16 protein-coding genes are annotated in these 17,924 nt (G+C 58.3%); 5 read left to right on the top strand and 11 right to left on the bottom strand.

The genetic code is table 11. From position 1 onward, the window contains the following. Nucleotides 1–15: 15 nt before the first annotated feature. The 4 genes from AC1DVF_RS24730 (at nucleotide 16) to AC1DVF_RS24745 (ending at nucleotide 3,194) form a co-directional block, all read left to right on the top strand. Nucleotides 16–963 carry a halovibrin HvnC gene (locus AC1DVF_RS24730; protein ID WP_460128556.1) on the top strand — a complete coding sequence of 316 codons (948 nt, stop codon included), beginning with the start codon at nucleotides 16–18 and terminating at the stop codon, nucleotides 961–963. 38 nt (nucleotides 964–1,001) lie between these two features. After that, nucleotides 1,002–1,934: a halovibrin HvnC gene (locus tag AC1DVF_RS24735; protein WP_093433026.1), complete on the top strand. Its 933-nt coding sequence runs from the start codon at nucleotides 1,002–1,004 to the stop codon at nucleotides 1,932–1,934. Beyond that, nucleotides 1,934–2,383, top strand: coding sequence for a DUF2599 domain-containing protein (locus tag AC1DVF_RS24740; protein WP_093433029.1), 450 nt, complete (start codon nucleotides 1,934–1,936; stop codon nucleotides 2,381–2,383). The genes AC1DVF_RS24735 and AC1DVF_RS24740 overlap by 1 nt, the downstream gene beginning before the upstream one ends. 118 nt (nucleotides 2,384–2,501) lie before the next feature. After that, nucleotides 2,502–3,194: an aspartate/glutamate racemase family protein gene (locus tag AC1DVF_RS24745; RefSeq protein WP_460128554.1), complete on the top strand. Its 693-nt coding sequence runs from the start codon at nucleotides 2,502–2,504 to the stop codon at nucleotides 3,192–3,194. Nucleotide 3,195: 1 nt separating this feature from the next. On the opposite strand, the gene AC1DVF_RS24750 is transcribed toward AC1DVF_RS24745, so the two are convergent. Next, entirely contained in the window at nucleotides 3,196–3,714 is a 519-nt protein-coding gene (locus tag AC1DVF_RS24750) for a GNAT family N-acetyltransferase (protein ID WP_477783295.1), read from the bottom strand. 316 nt (nucleotides 3,715–4,030) lie between these two features. Between AC1DVF_RS24750 and AC1DVF_RS24755 the strand changes: the two genes are divergently transcribed. After that, the gene (locus AC1DVF_RS24755; RefSeq protein WP_477783296.1) at nucleotides 4,031–6,934 is read left to right on the top strand and encodes an Ig-like domain-containing protein; all 2,904 of its coding nucleotides are present in this window, start codon (nucleotides 4,031–4,033) and stop codon (nucleotides 6,932–6,934) included. Between the two features lie 356 nt (nucleotides 6,935–7,290). Here the strand turns inward: AC1DVF_RS24755 and AC1DVF_RS24760 are convergent, their stop codons facing one another. From AC1DVF_RS24760 to AC1DVF_RS24805, 10 genes are all read right to left on the bottom strand, one after another. Further along, nucleotides 7,291–8,271, bottom strand: coding sequence for a LysR family transcriptional regulator (locus AC1DVF_RS24760; RefSeq protein ID WP_477783297.1), 981 nt, complete (start codon nucleotides 8,269–8,271; stop codon nucleotides 7,291–7,293). A gap of 131 nt (nucleotides 8,272–8,402) precedes the next feature. Continuing rightward, entirely contained in the window at nucleotides 8,403–9,350 is a 948-nt protein-coding gene (locus AC1DVF_RS24765; RefSeq protein ID WP_257354887.1) for a peptidylprolyl isomerase, read from the bottom strand. Next, complete coding sequence (locus AC1DVF_RS24770) at nucleotides 9,347–9,817, bottom strand: YbjN domain-containing protein (protein ID WP_116254711.1); 471 nt, start codon at nucleotides 9,815–9,817, stop codon at nucleotides 9,347–9,349. The genes AC1DVF_RS24765 and AC1DVF_RS24770 overlap by 4 nt, the downstream gene beginning before the upstream one ends. Before the next feature lie 17 nt (nucleotides 9,818–9,834). Further along, the gene (locus AC1DVF_RS24775; RefSeq protein WP_460090769.1) at nucleotides 9,835–10,464 is read right to left on the bottom strand and encodes a DNA repair protein; all 630 of its coding nucleotides are present in this window, start codon (nucleotides 10,462–10,464) and stop codon (nucleotides 9,835–9,837) included. 17 nt (nucleotides 10,465–10,481) lie between these two features. Further along, on the bottom strand, nucleotides 10,482–12,179 hold the full coding sequence (locus tag AC1DVF_RS24780; protein WP_099759024.1) for a putative porin: 1,698 nt from the start codon (nucleotides 12,177–12,179) through the stop codon (nucleotides 10,482–10,484). 39 nt (nucleotides 12,180–12,218) lie between these two features. Continuing rightward, complete coding sequence (locus tag AC1DVF_RS24785; protein ID WP_093433049.1) at nucleotides 12,219–12,923, bottom strand: energy transducer TonB family protein; 705 nt, start codon at nucleotides 12,921–12,923, stop codon at nucleotides 12,219–12,221. Between the two features lie 3 nt (nucleotides 12,924–12,926). Continuing rightward, complete coding sequence (locus tag AC1DVF_RS24790) at nucleotides 12,927–13,352, bottom strand: ExbD/TolR family protein (RefSeq protein WP_477783298.1); 426 nt, start codon at nucleotides 13,350–13,352, stop codon at nucleotides 12,927–12,929. 11 nt (nucleotides 13,353–13,363) lie between these two features. Next, nucleotides 13,364–15,160: a DUF2341 domain-containing protein gene (locus AC1DVF_RS24795; RefSeq protein ID WP_477783299.1), complete on the bottom strand. Its 1,797-nt coding sequence runs from the start codon at nucleotides 15,158–15,160 to the stop codon at nucleotides 13,364–13,366. A gap of 14 nt (nucleotides 15,161–15,174) precedes the next feature. Further along, nucleotides 15,175–16,773 carry a ShlB/FhaC/HecB family hemolysin secretion/activation protein gene (locus tag AC1DVF_RS24800; protein WP_477783300.1) on the bottom strand — a complete coding sequence of 533 codons (1,599 nt, stop codon included), beginning with the start codon at nucleotides 16,771–16,773 and terminating at the stop codon, nucleotides 15,175–15,177. A 56-nt stretch (nucleotides 16,774–16,829) separates the two neighbouring features. After that, on the bottom strand, nucleotides 16,830–17,441 hold the full coding sequence (locus AC1DVF_RS24805) for a transposase (protein ID WP_093433056.1): 612 nt from the start codon (nucleotides 17,439–17,441) through the stop codon (nucleotides 16,830–16,832). Nucleotides 17,442–17,924 lie beyond the last annotated feature (483 nt).

Raw genomic sequence — 17,924 nt, forward strand, 5'->3', positions numbered from 1 at the left:
GAAGAGCAAATCATCATGCGCCAAATAATCGGTTTCATATTAATCGCTGTGTTGTTCGGTTGTTCCCAAGACACCCGGCAACTGCCGGCGCCCACCATTACCAATATAGTCCAGAGCATTGATGGGCCTGCCATTGCCGCACGCCTTTCAACCCTGTACGACCGCAAGTACGCGAACTGCAACAACTCAAACTCTCAACCTGCGTTTCTCTGTTCAGGCGTCATAATCAGAGTCACCGTCAAGGATCCTGACAACAAATATAAAGTCTGGGAACCGAGCCCGACTTCGGTAAAACAGGGCATGGTGACATTTTCCTATCTGCGAGCAGACTCCAACATCGCACGCTTCGCTTATGGTTATAACAACGGCTACATACTCTTTCCGATATTCGAAGCGCCCACAGACAAGCTTGATCAACAAATACTGTGCTCTTACCCGTACGACGCTTGGAGTCACACTCGTGGCAATACCCCTTGTGCAGCACACGCGAGCTATCCAGCGCAAAGCCAGCTATGCCAAAACGCGGGCGTGACCACCGCAGAACAATGGTACGAAGTCTGGAAAGTGCCCGGCGGCAGCCCCAATCAACGGCAATGCGGCTTTGACGTCAGGGATGAACGCAATGCATTGGCCGGCCCGGCGTTCTATCAATCCATACGCGCCAGAGGGCTGCCCAATCCGCGCAACGAGAATCACAACGAAATCCAGATCAAGACCTGGTGCGACCCCACCAGCGCCAACCCTGCCACTTCATGTAAACAGTCCTTCCCTGCCAACAGGTTTCCGATCATGGCGTTCTTCTACTTAAACGGCAGCGCGGGCCTGGCGGACGCCCAGTACAACCAGCGTGATTTCTATAACTCGACCAATCCGAAAGTCATCGTACCGATCATTCGTCTGACGCTTGCCAGTAGTGGCACGACTTTTACTTACATACAGGCCGATCAGGTGATCCTCCAGTAAGCCCATTCCAACTCTAGTTGAAGGAAAAGGAAATCATCATGTACAAAATAGTCGCATTCTTGCTGATCGGTTTGTTGACGGCATGCTCACAGCCTGCATCGCAATCACTTGATGTAATCGACGCGAGCGCAGTGCAGAGCCAGAGAATGGATGGCCCGGCTACCGCCACTTATCTCACGACGCTCTACGCCCGCAAGTTCCCCAATTGCAACAAAGTGGATTCGCAACCTGCCTTTCTATGTTCAGGGGTGATGATCAGGGTTACGGAAAAAGACCCGAACAATACTTATAAAGTCTGGGATCCGAGTCCGACCTCGGTAAAAAATGGCGGAGTCAACTTCTCCTATCTGCGTGCTGATAGCAACTTCAGCAAAATGGCCTGGGGCAACGCCAATGGCTACATGCTGTATCCGATATTGGAAAGGCTTGCCGGCACTGACCAGTTAGCAGTGCTATGTGCGTATCCCATGGACTCTTATGGATGGTATCGCAGTGCAACCGCCGTTTGCGTTGCTCACCCTTCTTACCCGAAGAGTGGCCACTGCCAGGATGCAAACATAACCACCGGCGAGCAATTCAAAGCGGCTTGGGATGGCGCTCCTGGCGATCAAAACCGGCGTCAATGCGACTTTGATGTCAGAGACGAACGCAACATGCTCGCCGGCCCGGCGTTTTATCAATCGCTGCGCGCCAAGAGCTTGTTAGGGCAAACAGGCTTCGCCCAATGGAACGACATACTTATCAAAACCTGGCCTGCCGGCAAGCAAAACACCTTCCCCATCCTGGCGTTCTTCTACCTCGGTTCGAGCACCGATCCCAAGCAGCTCGCCGATGCGAAATACAACCAACGGGATTTTTATAACTCGACCAGTGCGAAGGTGATCGTTCCCATCATTCGCGTGGAGTTGGCCGCCAGCGCGACCGGTACAGCGACGTTCACCTACTCCGCAGCAGACCAGGAAATCAGATAATGAGCACTGTTCGCACAATCTCTACAACGTTCGCAATGGCTGCCATCGGCCTGACGGCACTGTTGAGCTGGCCGGCTCATGCGCAGCCAAAATCGGACGACCCGGATAGCTTCATTCTGACGGTCGAGCGCTGCGTAAAATACATTCAGAGCGCGCATTGGGTGTATCGGGAATATGAATGGACTTTTTCCATCACACCCACACCTTGTGCCAGGAAAACCCTCCCGGAAGCCACGCCTTTTATTTGGGATGAGTTGACACGTGATTATTCCAACAGCCGCTATTGGCAAAATACCCACGGCATGCGCCACCAACTGATTTGCCACTTGGCGATCGCGCGCGATAAACCCGAATGGAATCTCGAGCCGTGGCGTCCGGATGTCGGATATGCCAAGACACTCGCCGCCGGTTGCAATCACGTCATCCCGTTACCTGAGCCTGCACCATGACACTTGCGTAAAACTTCATCGTTACAGTTATTTTGCTGCTGGCATCCATCCTTTAACCCAAGGAAACTCGGTGCAGGCCTGTCTTCACTCGCGTCAGGCCATTGCCCGAGGAACTTCAATGCGCACCATCGGCCTGATCGGCGGCATGAGCTGGGAATCCAGCGCCGAATACTATCGACTGATCAATCAGCAAGTCCGCGATCGTCTCGGCCCGTTGCGCTCGGCGCAAATGCTGATGTACAGCGTCGACTTCGGCCCTGTCGAACAGGCCCAGCACGCCGGGCGCTGGGACGATGCGGCGGCGATTCTGGTCGATGCTGCGCGCAGGCTTGAAGCGGGCGGCGCGGAATGCGTGGTGCTGTGTACCAACACCATGCACAAGGTCGCCGAACAGATTCAGGCGGCGATCAGCATTCCGTTTCTGCACATTGCCGAACCGGCCGCACAGGCGGCTCTGAACATAGATGCACGCACGGTCGGATTGCTCGGCACCGCATTCACCATGGAACAGGATTTCCTCAAGCGACGCCTGGTCGCCAAGGGTTTGACCGTGTTAGTGCCGGACGAGGCCGAGCGTAATGAAGTCCATCGGATCATCTACGACGAACTCTGCGTCGGCGTGATCAGCGATCAGTCGCGACAAATCTATCAGCGGGTCATTGAATCCCTGACCGCACGCGGCGCGCAGGCGATCATCCTCGGCTGTACGGAAATTGGCATGTTGATCAAACCCGAACACAGCGCCCTGCCCCTGCTCGACACCACCGAACTGCATGCACAGTCGGCGGTGACGTTCGCCCTGGGCGACTGACTCAGGTTTTCGGACGACTGCGCAGACGGGCCATGCTCAGGGTGTCGACCCATTGCCCATCCCGCACGGCGTAGTCGCGGAACAGGCCTTCTTCCTCGAAACCGAACTTGCGGTAGAGGCCGATGGCCGCTTCGTTATCGGCATACACGGTGAGTTCGACGCGGTGCAGATTCATCCAGTTGTCGGCAACCTCCAGCGCCGCCGCCAACAGCGTCGAGCCCACGCCTTTGCCCTGCCACGCCACGGCGACGCCCATACCGAAACTGCCGGCATGCGCCCGGCGCATCCGTGAATGAGCCTCCAGCCCCAGATTGCCGATCACCACACCCTGATGCAGCGCAACCAGCTTCACCGCCCGTTCGTTGTCCGCCAGCAGGCGCTGGCGCCAGACCTCAACGGACTGAAACGGCATCTGCAGCACCTGACGCGCCACAGCTGGATCGTTGTACAGCGAAGTGATGCCCTCAATGTGCGATTCGTTGAAACGCTCGAGGTGGATGGCGGGGTTGTGGTCTGGCATGGCGGATCCTTCCTGGATCGATGTGTGGCTGACCACTCTAAACCGATAAACCGCTGTCTGGCGAATATCAAAATGTGGCATCCAGCCTGATGGCGACAGCGGTTTGTCAGCGACATGTTCAATGACTGACACCGCACCTTCACGAGCAGGCTCGCCGGCGTAAAAGCCCTGAAGCGAGTCCGGCTATACAACCGTTCGTCAGAAACCCGCCCGCACCTGTCAGATCTGACAGTAGGCAAACGTCCTGCTCAGGTGTTTGATCAAACCATCCCGGCAGTCCCGCGTATCAGGCCGCCCGACAAAGGAAGGTGCTTTCATGACAAACGATAAAGTGAACAACGCAGTGCTAGCGCTCTATCCCGGTCAAATCGACGGTGCGACCACAAATGTAATCAGCGACCCGACGCCGCCGCCAGATGTGCCCGTGCAAGGTGTGCCGTTGAACCTGTTCCTCCCCGTGCTCAATCTCAACGGAGTGCTGGCGGGCGCAGTGAAACTGCGCATCGATCCACCGCCGGTCGACAGCAGCGACGACATCAATGCCATCTCCTTCTGGCTCAACGGAAAAGAAATCCAGAGCACAACGGTCACCCCCGAAAATCGCGACAAACAGTTTTTATTTGATGTATTCCAGACCGACTTGCTGGACAACGTCGTCAACAAGATCCTCTATAAAACGCACCGCCCCAGCGGCAACACCGGGACTTCCACAGAGCTATGGGTGCTGTACAGCGACACCCTGCCCGGTGGCAACGATGTGCCGGAAGACGATGGCGATGAACACCCTGACCTTGAACTCAACTTTCCACCCGAACTTGGCGATCCACCACGAATTGGCAAGGRTGAAGTCGAGAAAGGCGTCACCCTTACTGTCGACTATCCATACACGAAGGCCTACGACCGGATCACCCTGGAGATCCGCCGCGAGCGGTTCTCTTTCACCGTCAAACCGGCGGATGTTGGCAAACCTGTTCCTCTGTTCATTGATTCAGACAAGTTTCAACTGGTCGGCAGTCTGGATGCCTGCCCGTTCTCCTACACCGTGGTCGATCAACTGCTCAATGCTACTCACAAGCGACGCTGGTCGAAGATCAGTCGAGCGGACATCAACCTTACCCAGTTGATTCTGGACAAGGCGATCCTGCGTGAAGTCATTGATGACGACATGGATGTGCCCGAGATCGTAGATCTGGACAAGATCCTCGGGGATTCACTATTGGTAGTGGTACCCYCCAAAGCAGGTATCCATAAAAAGGGCGATGAAGTTGTGGCGATTTATCGGGCCACCCAGCCCGATGCGCAATGGGAGCTGAATGGAATATTCGAAGAAAACTTCGGCGTGTTGCTGCCCTGCGTTATGAAACTGGAAAAAAGCAAAGTCGTTTCGGGCAGCAAGATTCAAGTAACGTACCAGCTCAAACGCAACGGCGAAGTCATTGGCGATTCAAGAGTGGCCAAGGCTGATGTGATTGGCGGCACAGTCGGTGATGACAAACCGGTGATCTCACTGATCACCGGATCGCCGAGTGAAGAAGAAATTCCTGATGGCGGTAATACCGTAGAAACCGCTGTCACGTTGACCGGCGTCGCAAAAAAAGGGGAAAAAGTCGAGGTGTTCAGCGGCTCCGTGTCCCACGGCAAACCCGATGTCGATGGCGTCACAGGTATCTGGACGCTGCTCATTCCGGCGCTGGACGAGACAACATACGTTTTCGTGGCGAAGGAGCTGTATGGGGCGGGACAGAGTTCCGATGCCTATACGATTAATGTTGTGGCCATGCAGCCGCCGGTGTTGTTGGCACCCGCGGTCAATCCGATCGATGTGCTGGCTTACGAGCAAGGCGTCACCTTGCGCGTCGCGTTTGCGCAAGCATTGCCGGGGCAACAAGCGCAACTCAAGGAACGTGATCCGTTGCCGGGGAGTGAACCGTTTCCAGTGGTGGCGCTCGACCCGGGCAAGCAGGCTGACTTTGCGCTCGGCTCGGCATTTCTGGTAGCGCGCCGGGGTAGCAGCAGAAGGTTTTATTGGACGTTGATCAGTGGCGGCAAGCCGATTGGCGATTCGCCAGATTTAACGTTGGGAATTAGTGCCATCGCCGAGAATGATCCGCGGTTGCCGACGCCGAATATTGCTGGAAATACTGGTCGGGAATTGAAGGTTCAGGAACTGCTGCCCGATGCGCGAATTCTTTCGGCTCACATCCCTCTGCAACGACTCAATCACCCGCTCTGGATAACCTGCGAAGGTATTGATACCAACGGCAAGCCAACAAGCACCGAAGTCAGACGCGGAGAGCCGAACGAATCCGCTGAGGGCATCTCCTTACTGGCCCCGTTTGAGTGGTTGAAAACTCTCAAAGACCAAACTGAGATGAAGATGCTCTGTGCGATTAACCTTGATGGCGTTAAAGACAACGCGATAGCAGTTCCACTCCCGGCTCGTATTTACGTCGTCGAAGCGTTTATTGAATTACAGCCGACAATTACTTATGTACAAGATTCAAGTGGAGCGGAGATCACCAATGGCGGCATGACACACGATACCTCTGTCACCTTCCGTGGAACTGCCAGTATCAATCAGACAATTCAACTTTATAATGGTGAATCCACGATAGGTCCTGTAGTGCCAGTTGAAGCTGACGGCGAGTGGATTCAGGCAATCAGTGGGCTGACCTATATTGAACACAACATTACTGCGATGGCTTTGTATGGAAGTGGAATCAGCTCAACTCCACCGTGGACTTTCAAAGTTACCGAAGCATATGTAGAAGAAAATTTCGACGAATTACAAGATCAAAAAATAACGAAACCTGGCGATAGAGTAGAGACGCCCATTTTGGTCATCGAGAGAATATTCTCGAATTCGAACATTGCTGATTTGGCAATTCGCGCGACGGACATATTAGACCCAGGTGAAATGAGCGAAAAAGTACTTTATATATATTCTCAATACAATGGTGGCGACCTTTTTAGCCTAAACCTCAAAGCCCCCTACAAAAAAGTCACTTTTTGGCTAAAAGCACACAGATTCACACGGGCGCTACACATAAATCTCAAAAGAGGTTCTTACTTGATACATAGCGAATCAATATCGATAACTTCCTTTGGAGTCCCAATACTTTTCGAAGTTCGTGCGCCAGAAGATTTTATTCAAATTATATTTAACACAAGATCAGCATATGATGAATTCCAATTAGATCATTTTAGATTCTACAAATAACTTTTCACCTGAGATCCCACCGATCGCTTTCGTGTACCTCAACTGCGCCGAAGCCCTAGCCCATCAGGCCCCCACCGCCATCCGCCCTGAACTCTGCGGCTCCGGTTTCTGGCAGCGACGCAGATGATGAAGAGTCTGGCCAGATTGGACATCTCATCCGCCAAAGGCCCCGATGTGCAACAACTGGAGCATGCCACCGCGATGTTGTTGCGCGATGACTGTAATGTGATGGGCCGGCAGATTCGGTTGCGGATTTGAGGCTAGTACTGAAACCTTTGTATTTTGGCTGTTCAGTCAGGTTTTCAGCGGCTGGTCGGGCGCTATCGCGAGCAGGCTCACTCCTACAGGGGAATGCATCACGGCTGGAACCACTCCTGGCGTTCGTTGAAGGTGTGGTGGATGAGGTCGGTGAGGGTCTGCACTTCGGCCACATTCTGCGAATCGGCATTGACCGCCAGCCACGCCTGCAATTGCATCGGTTCCTCGAACAGCCCCGGCAGTGCGATCAGACCTCGATCAAACCGGCTCATATACGCCGGCAACAACCCAATGCAAGCGCTGCAACGAATCATCTCCAGCATCAACTCATAAGACTGCATCTGCACCACCCCGGCCAACCGCTGTTCAACCAACTCATTCCACGGACGAAAGCTGTCGATCTGCCGGTCGTGCTGCCATTGCACCAGCATGAAGTCGGCGAGGTCATCGGGCGTGTCCGGCCGTGCAGTGACGCGGGAGTAGCGTTTGGCGATGTGTGGCAGGTAATCGAGGCGTGCCAGCGCTTGCGGTTCGCTGGTGGCGAAGGTCGGGCCGGGGTGCGGGGTTTCGCCGTGGGCGAGCCAGAGGACGATGTCGGCGCTGACCGCACGCAGCGACAGTTCGCTGTCCAGCGCGATGATTTCCAGGCGCACGCTGGCGTTGCGCCGCAGCAGTGCGATGAGATCGCGGCCGAGGATGTCGTGGAGGATCGATTCGGCGACGGCGAGGCGGATCAATGGTTGCTCGATCACCGGCAGTTTGCGTTCGTTGGCCAGCGCTATGAGTTTGGCCTGTAGCTGTTGGCCTTCGTGGGTGAGGCTCAAGGCGCTGCCCTGAAAGCTGAACAGGGTGTGTTGCAGTTCTTGTTCGAGCTGGGCCAGTTGTTTGCGCAACAAGGTCGCGCGCACGTTGAGGCTGCGCGCGGCTTGCATGAAGCAACCGCAGCGGGCGCTGACCAGGAAGTATTGCGCGACTTCGCTGTCGATGGTGGCGGCGTGTGCGAGCCAAGGTTCGCTGTGGTCGTGCGGCCAGTGGTAATCGTTGGTGCCCGGTCGTCCTGCGGGTTCGGTGAATGACATCGATGACTCCCTGTCGATCTTTGTATTTGTCTTAACGCAGCTCCCTGTAGGAGTGAGCCTGCTCGCGATAGCGGTGTGTCAGTCGACGCGAGCAGGCTCACTCCTACAGGGGGTTTGTGGTGAAGGTGAAATCAGTGTTTTTCCTCCAGGACTTTGTTGAGTTCAGCGCCGTCGATGCTCAGCGTCGCGGTGTTGAGCATGCCGTCCAGGTAGGCTTGGGCGATCTGTTCCTGACGCTGAGCACGCAAGGCCTGGGTCAGTTGATCGCGCAGTTCATCAAGAGTTGCGGCGCGCGCCGGTTGTTGTTCGGTGAGTTTGATCACGTGGAACCCAGCGGCGCTTTGGACGGGATCAGAGACTGCGCCAACCTTGAGCCGCGCCACGGCGCCACGCACCTCCGGTACCAGTTGCTGCAACGGTTGCAGGCCACTATCACCGCCGCGTTCAGCGGTGACGCGATCCTGCGAATACTGCGTCGCCAGTGCAGCAAATTCCGCCGGTGTCGCCTGCGCTTTCTTGCTCAGCTCAGTGGCCTGCTTGCGCACAGCCTCAAGACCTTGCGGATCATTCACCCCAAGGAAAATCTGGCTGACCCGATACAACGCCGGCGTCTGCCAATTCGCTTTGCCCGCGTCATAAGCCTGCTGCAATTCAGCCGCACTCGGATAATCCGCCGGTACCTGGCTAACCGAACGCAAGTAATCACGGAACACGATCTGCTCAGTCGCTGCCCGAGTCTGCCGCGCAACCTCGGGACGCTGCGCCCAGCCCTGCGCATCGGCCTGCTCGAGCACCGCTTTCTCGGCCAGACGTGTGCGAATCCAGCGCTCCAGCGCCTCACGATTGCCGCGCAATTGTTCGCGGGTTTCCGGCGGAACTGTAGCCAGCAACGCCTGAAGTTCCGCAGGGGTTACCTGCTGATTACCCAACCGCGCCACCGCCGGCCCCGTTGCAACCGCCGCTACGGACGACGATTGCTGGGCGGCGACCGGGTCACTGCCCGGCCGCACCACCAGCGCCACGGCCACCACCAGCAGCGCCACTGCCGCAGCGCTGATCACCATGGCTGGCTTCTTCACAGCGCGACTTCCTCTTGCTCGGCGACAGCCGCTTTAGAAGTGGATGCTTGCGCTGCCTGAGTGAAATCACGCAGATAAACGATAAATTCCTGCAACAGGCGATCCCACAATTCCAGGTTGCCGCGCAGGTGATCGTTGCTCACGCCCGCCGCCACCACTACATCCATTTCCATCACCAGAAACTCGCCCTGCAACGACAACCGCGCAAAACGACGGCTCGCGTTCCACTGCTCGGCCACACCCTGTGGCAACTCACCCTGCACCCGCAGCGCACAGCTGAAAGTGAAATCGACGTAGCTGCCCTGCTCCACCGCCGGATTACCAAAACGCACGGCGTAACCAATGCCCTGGCTAGCGCTGAGCAACTGGACGATGCCGTTCTGCTCGGTTTCGTTGACGCGATAACCGGCGGCTTGCAGGACTTCGGTCAGGGATTTTGGCGATACGTGGCTGATCAATTGAGTCATTGTTTCTTCCTTGTTTGTCAGTGCGTGAGCGCGGCTTGCGGCGCGTCGAATTGAGTCTTGTAGAGGTCGTCGCCAAACCCCTGAGCCAGTTCATCGAACTTGACCCGGGCACTGCCCGCGAAGGGCTGGCGGATCTTCATCACCTCGGCCACGTCGATGTTTTCGTAGGCGGTGAGGATCTGTTTGGCGACGCCGTACATCTGCTGATTCTTGACTGAACATTGCTGCACTTGTGTGTCACGTTCAGCCAATTGCGCTTGAAGCTTAGACCGTTCTGCCTCTTTGGCTCGGGCCATGACCAGCAACTCGTCATAGGCTTTTTTGAACTTGCCGGTCTGCTCGGCGCTGTCCGCTACCTGTGCCTGCGCCTGGCTGTGCAGGCTCTGCTGCTGCCCGGCCAGTTGCTCAGCGACGCCTTTGGCCTTGGCCAGTTCAGCGACCAATTGCTTGATTTGCGCCTGCGCAGCCTTGGCTTCGTTTTGCGCCGCCAGTTGCGCGGCGCTGGCCTGGGCCTGCTGACTTTGCAGGGCCTGCAACTGTTGCGTGGTGCTGCGCAATTGCGTGCGCAGGCGCTCTTCCATGCCTTCGGCATTCACCCCGGTGGCAATCAACAGCCCGAGCCCGAGCAACACAAATCGCGTTTTCATAACCCTCTCCCGGCGCCTTAGAAGCGCGTGTTGATCTCAAGCTGCAAGACGTCGATGTCGAATGGCGCGCCGTACACCGCTTCCGTACTCATCCAGCGACCGGTCGCGTAAACGTTCTTCGCCAGACCATAGTTGCCGCCGATGAAATACCCCTTGGCATTGGTGCCGCCGAGGTGGAACGACGAGTCGTTGAAGCCGTCCGGCAAGGCATCCGGCTGGATGTACTTGTAGCCAGCGAACATGTTCCAGTCGCCCTGCTTTTTCAGGTCCAGCGCGCTGCCGAGAGTGAACTGCACCATCCACGCATTGGCGCCGCTTTCAATGTCGCCGTTGCTGTCGAGGTTGTTGACGATCTGCCCGGCCGAACGCTTGCGCATGTCGCCTTCGTCGTAGGCGAGGTTGTGGATGTAGTTGCCCTGGCTGCGCAGTTTGAAATCTTCTGGCAGGTCGGCATCCCAGACCATGTTCAGATCGAGCAGGTTGAATTCCGAAGCGAGGCCAACAAACTGCGGCTGCGGCGTGGTGGTCGGGTTGAGCGGGTTCGGCGTGATGTCGCGCAGCAGGAACACGCTGTTGCCCTTCTGCATGAACGCTGCGCGGCTGCCATCGCTGTCGCAACCTGGCGCGCCGGCCCACGGTTCGCAAGGGCTGGAACGCTGGCCTTGAATGTCGTCGAAGCGGTAGTAAGCCAGTGCGCCTTTCAAACGGTTGTTGCTGTTGATTGCCCACTTGGCGCCGATCTGCGCGCCGTACAGCCACTTGTTGTCGCTCTCTTCCTTGTCGAAGCCGTTGCTGCTGGCGGTGTCGTTGGTGTAATCCACCGGGAACGCACCGACGGTGCCGAACACGCCCCAATCGCGGTTGAGTTTGTGGTCGAAAATCGCTGCCACACCGTCGAAGTTCAAGTCGTTGGAATAGAGCATGTCGGTGGACATGAACGGGTTGGCGAAACGCCCGCCGGTCAGGGTCAACTCATCGGTCGGCTTCCAGTTCAGGTAACCCTGATCGAGCCAGATGTCCTTTTTGGCGAAACCGCCGCCGAGGCTTTGTGTGGTCGATACCGGGTTGTTGTCCGAGCCGGTGCCGATGCGAATGCCGGCAGTCCATTGCGGCGAGATCTCGGCTTTCATGCCCAGCCGTGCGCGGATGCGGAACTGGTTGGTGCGGTCTTCGCGGGTGTTGAGCAGTGGCGGCAGATTGGTGCTGCTGTTCGGGTTAACGTCGTACGGGCCATTGTTGTTGAGCTTGGCGAAGTCGACGATCTCGTTGCTGTTGCTGTCAGAGTAGTAGCGCGATTCATCACGCAGGCGAATGTCGCCGTCGAAACTGATGCGCGCCGCCCATTCCGGGAAGCTGTTGGGCGCGGCCCAGTTTTCCTGTTTGGCGGTGGCCATGACTTCGGCTTTGACCTGGTCGCGGATCTGGTCGCGCACCGCTGCCGGCACGTATTGCACACGCACGTCACCCGGCGCAGCGACCGGCCCGGCCGCGACTGCGGTGGATGCGGCGGCCTGTTTGGCCTGGGCCGCTTCGTTCTGCGCCTGAGCGATCAGCGCGTCGGCCTTGTCCTGTTTCAGAATGCCCTGCTCGACCAGCAAGCGGATCAGATTGATCGTGGCGTTCTCCGAGGGCGCAGGCGCTGCCACGGCCTGACCGACCAGGGTCGCAATGACCATGCCGACCGCCAGGGACAATCGATTCACATTGGAAATCATCTGCACACAACTCCTTTTGGCAAAGCGTAAATAAGTGAATTAACCCGGACGCCGCCCTTGCAGGGACAGGCGCACAGGCAACGTGATGGAGGCCGGTGGCCGTTCGCTCAGCGCCGGCGCACCGCGTAACGCGGCCAGCACTTGCGTATCAATTTCGGGGTTACCGCTGGACTTGATCAGCTCGACCCGGGTGATTTCGCCGACGCCGCTCAGCCACACGTCGGCCTGCAGCGAGAACGCGAGGTTGCGCAGCTCAGGGTTCTCACGCAGCAAACGCTGGAAGGTGAACGCCAGAAACTGGCTGTACGTCCCCGTGCCCAGACGCCCGCCGCCGGTCCCGGCCATGCCGCCGCCCTTGCCCGCGCCGATATTGAAAGCGTCATTGCCGGACTGCGCATCGCCGTCCATTTGCATCGGGTTGGCCAGATCGTCCGCCGGCGATGGCGGTGCCTCTTCCTCGGGCTTGACCTCTTCTGGCTCGGGCGTTGGCTCGGGCTCGACGACTTTTTCTTCGACCGGGGTTTCCGGCTCCGGCGGTTTTTCTGGCGGCGGAGGTGGCGGCGGTGGCAACGGAATGATCGTCGGCACCTTCGGCGCTTCGCGGCGGATGCCGCTCATGTCATTGGCCCACTGCCACAGGAACCACGCGGCGAGCGCGCCGATCAGCAAGCCGGCGCCCCACTTCGCATAACGCAGCGCTGGTTTTTTCACCGGCAGCGGCTCGATCGGGAGTTGTGCGGTCATGACTCAGCCCTGACTCGGTTTGCCGGTGACGAGACCGACCTGGGACAGTTCGAGCCGGCGCAACAGATCCAGCACTTCGATGACTTTCTGGTATTGCACGGTCGCATCGCCGCGCACGATCACCGGGAAATCCGGTCTCTGCGCCTTCTCGATGCGCAGGCGTTCTTCCAGTTCAGCCAATGTCACCGGATAGGCGTCGAGGAACACCTGGCCGCCGTCGTTAACCGAGATCGCCTTGGTCTTGGCCTCGGACAGCGACACGGAGGCGCTGGCCTTGGGCAGGTTGATCTGGATCCCGGAAACCTGCGCGGTGGCGGTGAGGATGAACATCACCAGCACCACCATCAGCACGTCGACCAGCGGGGTGATGTTGATGCTGTCCACCGCGGCATCGTCATCATCGTCGTGGGAGGCATTTACAGACGCCATGTCAGTGCTCCTCAGGCCGGTACGGAGTGGTTGGCGTGATGGCCGCGATGCGACGCTTCACTGAACTGGCTCTCGCCGTGCATCTCCGCCAGACGGGTGATGAACTCGTCGACGAACACGCGCATGTCGGCGCTGACTTCCTTGTTGCGGGTGATCAGGCGGTTGTAGCCAAACAACGCCGGGATCGCGACGAACAGGCCCATTGCCGTGGCGAGCAAAGCAGCAGCCATACCGGGAGCGATGGCGTTGATGTTGACGTCGCCGGCCATCGCGGTGCCGAGGAACACCACCATGATCCCCAACACCGTGCCGAGCAGGCCGATGTATGGGCCGCCGGCGATGGCGTTGGACAGGGTCGAGAGTTTCGAACTCAGTTGCTGGTTTTCCCGGGTACGTACGCCGTCCATGGAGCAGCGGATCGCTTCGATGGTGGCCGCTGACACCGACGAGGTATCGGCGCCCTGCTCGCGACGGGTGCGGATCTCTTTCACCGCTACCAGATACAGACGCCACAGCGACGAATGCTGCAAACGCTGGGCGAGTTGCGCGTCGTCGGCGAACATCTCCAGACGCGTGCCGACCTTGGTGAACTGCACGCGGAAGTCTTCGTTGGCGGCAGACACGCGGCTGAGGCTGCGGTTCTTGCGCAGCATGATGATCCACGACTGGAACATCATCAGCACCAGCACGGCGATGATCACCCAGGCATCGATTGGCACGGCGTTGAGCAGGAAACCGAGGCTGCCGAAACCGAAACCGGACTGTTCTTCGTCGACACCGTAAGCCACCAGTTTCGACTCGGCACCTTGCGAGGTGGCGTCGGCCAGCAACAGTGCTGCCGGACGTGACACTTTCGACAGGCGCAATTCGTCGATAGCGCCCACGAACGGCTGAAAAGGACCTTCGTGCACGTCAGCGCCGATGGCCATGACCGAATTGAAGGCCGGCATCGCCTGGGCAAGCGTGGCGGCTTCGCGACCATTGATGAACAGGGTCACTTTGGAACCTTCAGCAGTCAGCGCAACGTGCTGCCATTGGCCCGGATTCAGCGCTTGCGTAGCGACGGCGCGTTGGCCATCGATCTCCACAAACGGTACGCCTTGGTTCGCACCGATCAGCAAGCTGTTGGCGCCTTCGCGACGGGCGAGAATCAGTTGCTCGCCATTGGCCTGATCCAGACGCAGCCAGGCACTGAAGGTGAACGCACTGCCAGCGTTGTGCTGCAGCGATGGACTGGCCGGCAGCAACAGCGGCTGACCGCTGAACTGCAAGGCGCGCCCGACTACGCCGTCAATCGCCGCGCCGGTCGCGCTTTGTGCGGTATTACCGTAGGCGGTGGTGTCTTTGGCCGGGGTGCCAGTGGCGCCGTCGAAGTGATAGAGCGCGGTGTAATTAGGGTCGAAGGTCAGTTGGCCGTTGCCGGTGGCCGGCGCCTTCTGATTGCCGTAATACATCCAGATGTCCTGGCGCTGAGCGCCCTCGACATTCGGCACATCGACCCAGATCAGCGCCATGCCCATCAGCGCATCAAAACTTTCGATCTGGTGGTTGAGTACGGTCTTGTCATCGGCGGCGACAAAGCGCAGGTCCGCGCCGTCCTCTTTCACCCCATCGAAGGTGAAGTTGCCGGTGTGCAGGCGCACCAGCAGCGCAGTGCGGCCAAGAGCCTGATTGATCGCCGCACCTTGCGGCGTGGTGTCGACGGCGATCTGTTTGCGGTAGTGCCAGTCGTCCTGCCACCAGGCCTGAGCCGTGGCCGGGAGCACGAAGCCCAGGCAGATAAACAACGAAAGAATGAGGCGCTGCATGAACGTGCTCCTTGTCAGAAAGTGGCTTGAAGGTTGAAGTGCAGGCGCGATTCCTGCTTCGAGGTGTTCGGCCCTTCGAGTAGCGGGTAGCCCCAGTCGAGACTGCCGGACAGCCATTTGCTCAGGCTGGCGCGGGTGCCGAGGCCGACGCTGGCCAAGGCGTAATTGGCGTCCTGGTCCGGCAGTTCGTCGCGCAGATACAGTTGCGCGCCTTCGGCGAAGGCATAGAAACGCCAGTCCTGCATCCATGTGCCGGCGTACTTGGCCAGCGACGGCGTGCGCACTTCCTGACTGAGCAGCAAGCCGTCATCAGCGGTGCGTTCGGCAGCCAGATAGCCACGCACCGAGGTCGCGCCGCCGGCGGAGAATTGTTCGTTGGAAACCAGTGGCCCCGAGGCCAACTGGAAAGCGGCTTTGCTTGCGCTCTGCCAGTCGCTGTCGAAGGTCCAGGTGTAATTCGTGTCGCCCTTGAGCACAGCGAAACTCGGCTTGGCGCGGTAGCGCTTGTAGTCGAAATCTTCGTCGGAACTGCCGTAGCCGAAAATGCTACGAGTGGCGGCTACCAGGCTCAGACCGAGGCCGAGCTGGCTCTTCTCGGTGTAGCGATAGCCGTTGTAGGCGAAGGTGAACGGGGCGTATTGCAGCGGGACTTTGTCGCTCTCACCGGACAGGGTCAGGCGTTCGTCGAAGTCCTTGAAGTCGATGCCGGCCGACAGCGAGTTCGACCAGTTGCCGCTCGATGGCAACGTGTAAATCGCCGAGACGCCATAGGAATGGCCCTTGCCCAACACGTTGCTGCCGCCGATGGTGGCGACGTTGCTATCGGACTGGTAACCGGAGAACTGCACGCTCCAGCGATCCGTCAGCGGCGCGGTATACGAACCCGACCAGACCTTGGCGTTGTCAGTGTCCTGCGGCGCGGTGAAGTAAGTCAGGTTGATGCTGTGGCCGAGTTGCCAGAGATTGTTGTAGCCGAGGCTGGTGACGGTGCGCAGCTTTTCGGTGTCGGCGCTGTAGTCGTTGTTGAGGCCGACGCTGGCGGTCCACGGGTTCTGGTCTTCAACCTGCAAATCGACGTCCATGGTGCCGGGGCGCTGGCCTTCGCGCACCAGCGGCATCACCTGGCGGCCCGGGGTTTTGTTCAGTTGCGCCAGTTCACCCTGAACCTTGGCGAAGTCCGGTACCTCGCCCTCCTTCAACGCCGGCACGTCGTCGCGGATATCGAGCGGCGAATAGTGTTTGGCGCCGACCACACGTACCCGGCCGACCTTGGTTTCGCTGACTTGCAGGTAGACGATGCCGTCGGCGACGGCTTGTTCCGGCAGCTCGACGAACACCGATTGATAGCCGCGTTGCTGATAGGCCTTCTGCAAGGCGTCCCGAGCACCTTCGATATCCGTGAGGGCTTTTTGCGGGCCGAGAAACGGGTACACCGCCTCTTCAATCGCGCGTGCATCGAGTACGGTGTTGCCGCGCACAAAGTACTCGTTGACGTCGACCAGACGCTGGGCTGCTGCGTTGCTGGCAGCCTCTTCGGCCAATGCCGGCTGCGCGCCCGCCGTCACCAGCAGCCAGCCCCACAGCGCCAGCCGTGACTTGAAAATCGGTTCCACACTACCCCCTGAATTCGCGATGACCTGTTGGCGTTTCGAACGCCGCGTGTATGGCTTCAATTGCTGGCTGTCGAGGCGCAGGCGTGTTTGCCCAGCCACGTGTGCAAAAGCGCGAAGTTCAACGAGAACTCGGGCATTTGCAGCAACGCGCCGCAGAACACTTCGCCGATGATTTTTTGAATGAGCAGCACCGCGCGCGGCTCGTTGAGCAACGTGGCGATGTCGCGACTGAGGGCGTTGAAGCTCCAGACTTTCTGGTTCAGGCCCAGGCCAACGAACCAGCGGAACAGCAGGTTGTAATTGAGCTGTTCATACAGTTGCTGTTCGCTGGGCACCGAATACAGCAGTTGCAGGAGCAGGATGTGCATCACCGTTTGCGCGGGTATCAACATGCCCGGCTCGGCATTGAGGTCGTGCAGGAGTTCGCGGTGGGCGTCGAACAAGTCGTCGATCTGCGGGCGCAGCAACACCAGCGAATGGCCCGGCGGAATGTAGCTGGAGACCTCTTTCAAGGCGCCCTGCCAGTCATCCTGCGAGACGATCCAGACCCACGGCGCGCCGTAGCGATACACCGAAACCGGCTTCTTGCGCGCGGCCTCGACGATCTTCGACAGGCGTTGATCGAGTTCCTGCATGCCCACTTTCGAGTAGCGTTCCATAGTCCCCATTGCCTCACTCCCGGCGTCCCGCCTCGGCTTGTGAAAAGCGCCCCATTGGGCCCCTCAAGCGCGTTACATAGGCATGACCGGACTGGCGATGTGCTACCGAACTTTTGTCATAAAAGCTTCATTACAGGATTGATAGGGATTTAACAGACAACACAAAACCCTGTGGGAGCGAGCTTGCTCGCGAAAGCGGTGTGCCAGTCAATTAGAAGGTGACTGACAGGACGCCTTCGCAAGCAAGCTCGCTCCCACAGGTTTACCGTTTTATTTGTATTTGGCTTTAAGTCGGCCCGGGATGGACTCGAGTCAGGGGCCAGCACATATCGAATAGGTGACTTAACGAAATATCGCGCAGGCGCCACACGGTAATTCAGTCCCCCATTCAAGTATGGCTAGTCGTTCTTCAAATGAAAGAATCCTTTTACTTTCAGCCTCTCCGGTCCTGGTGGAACCGGAGAGCCTTTCAACTTCATATCCATACTGAAC

It is taken from the genome of Pseudomonas sp. P4_D7 (genome assembly GCF_056401755.1).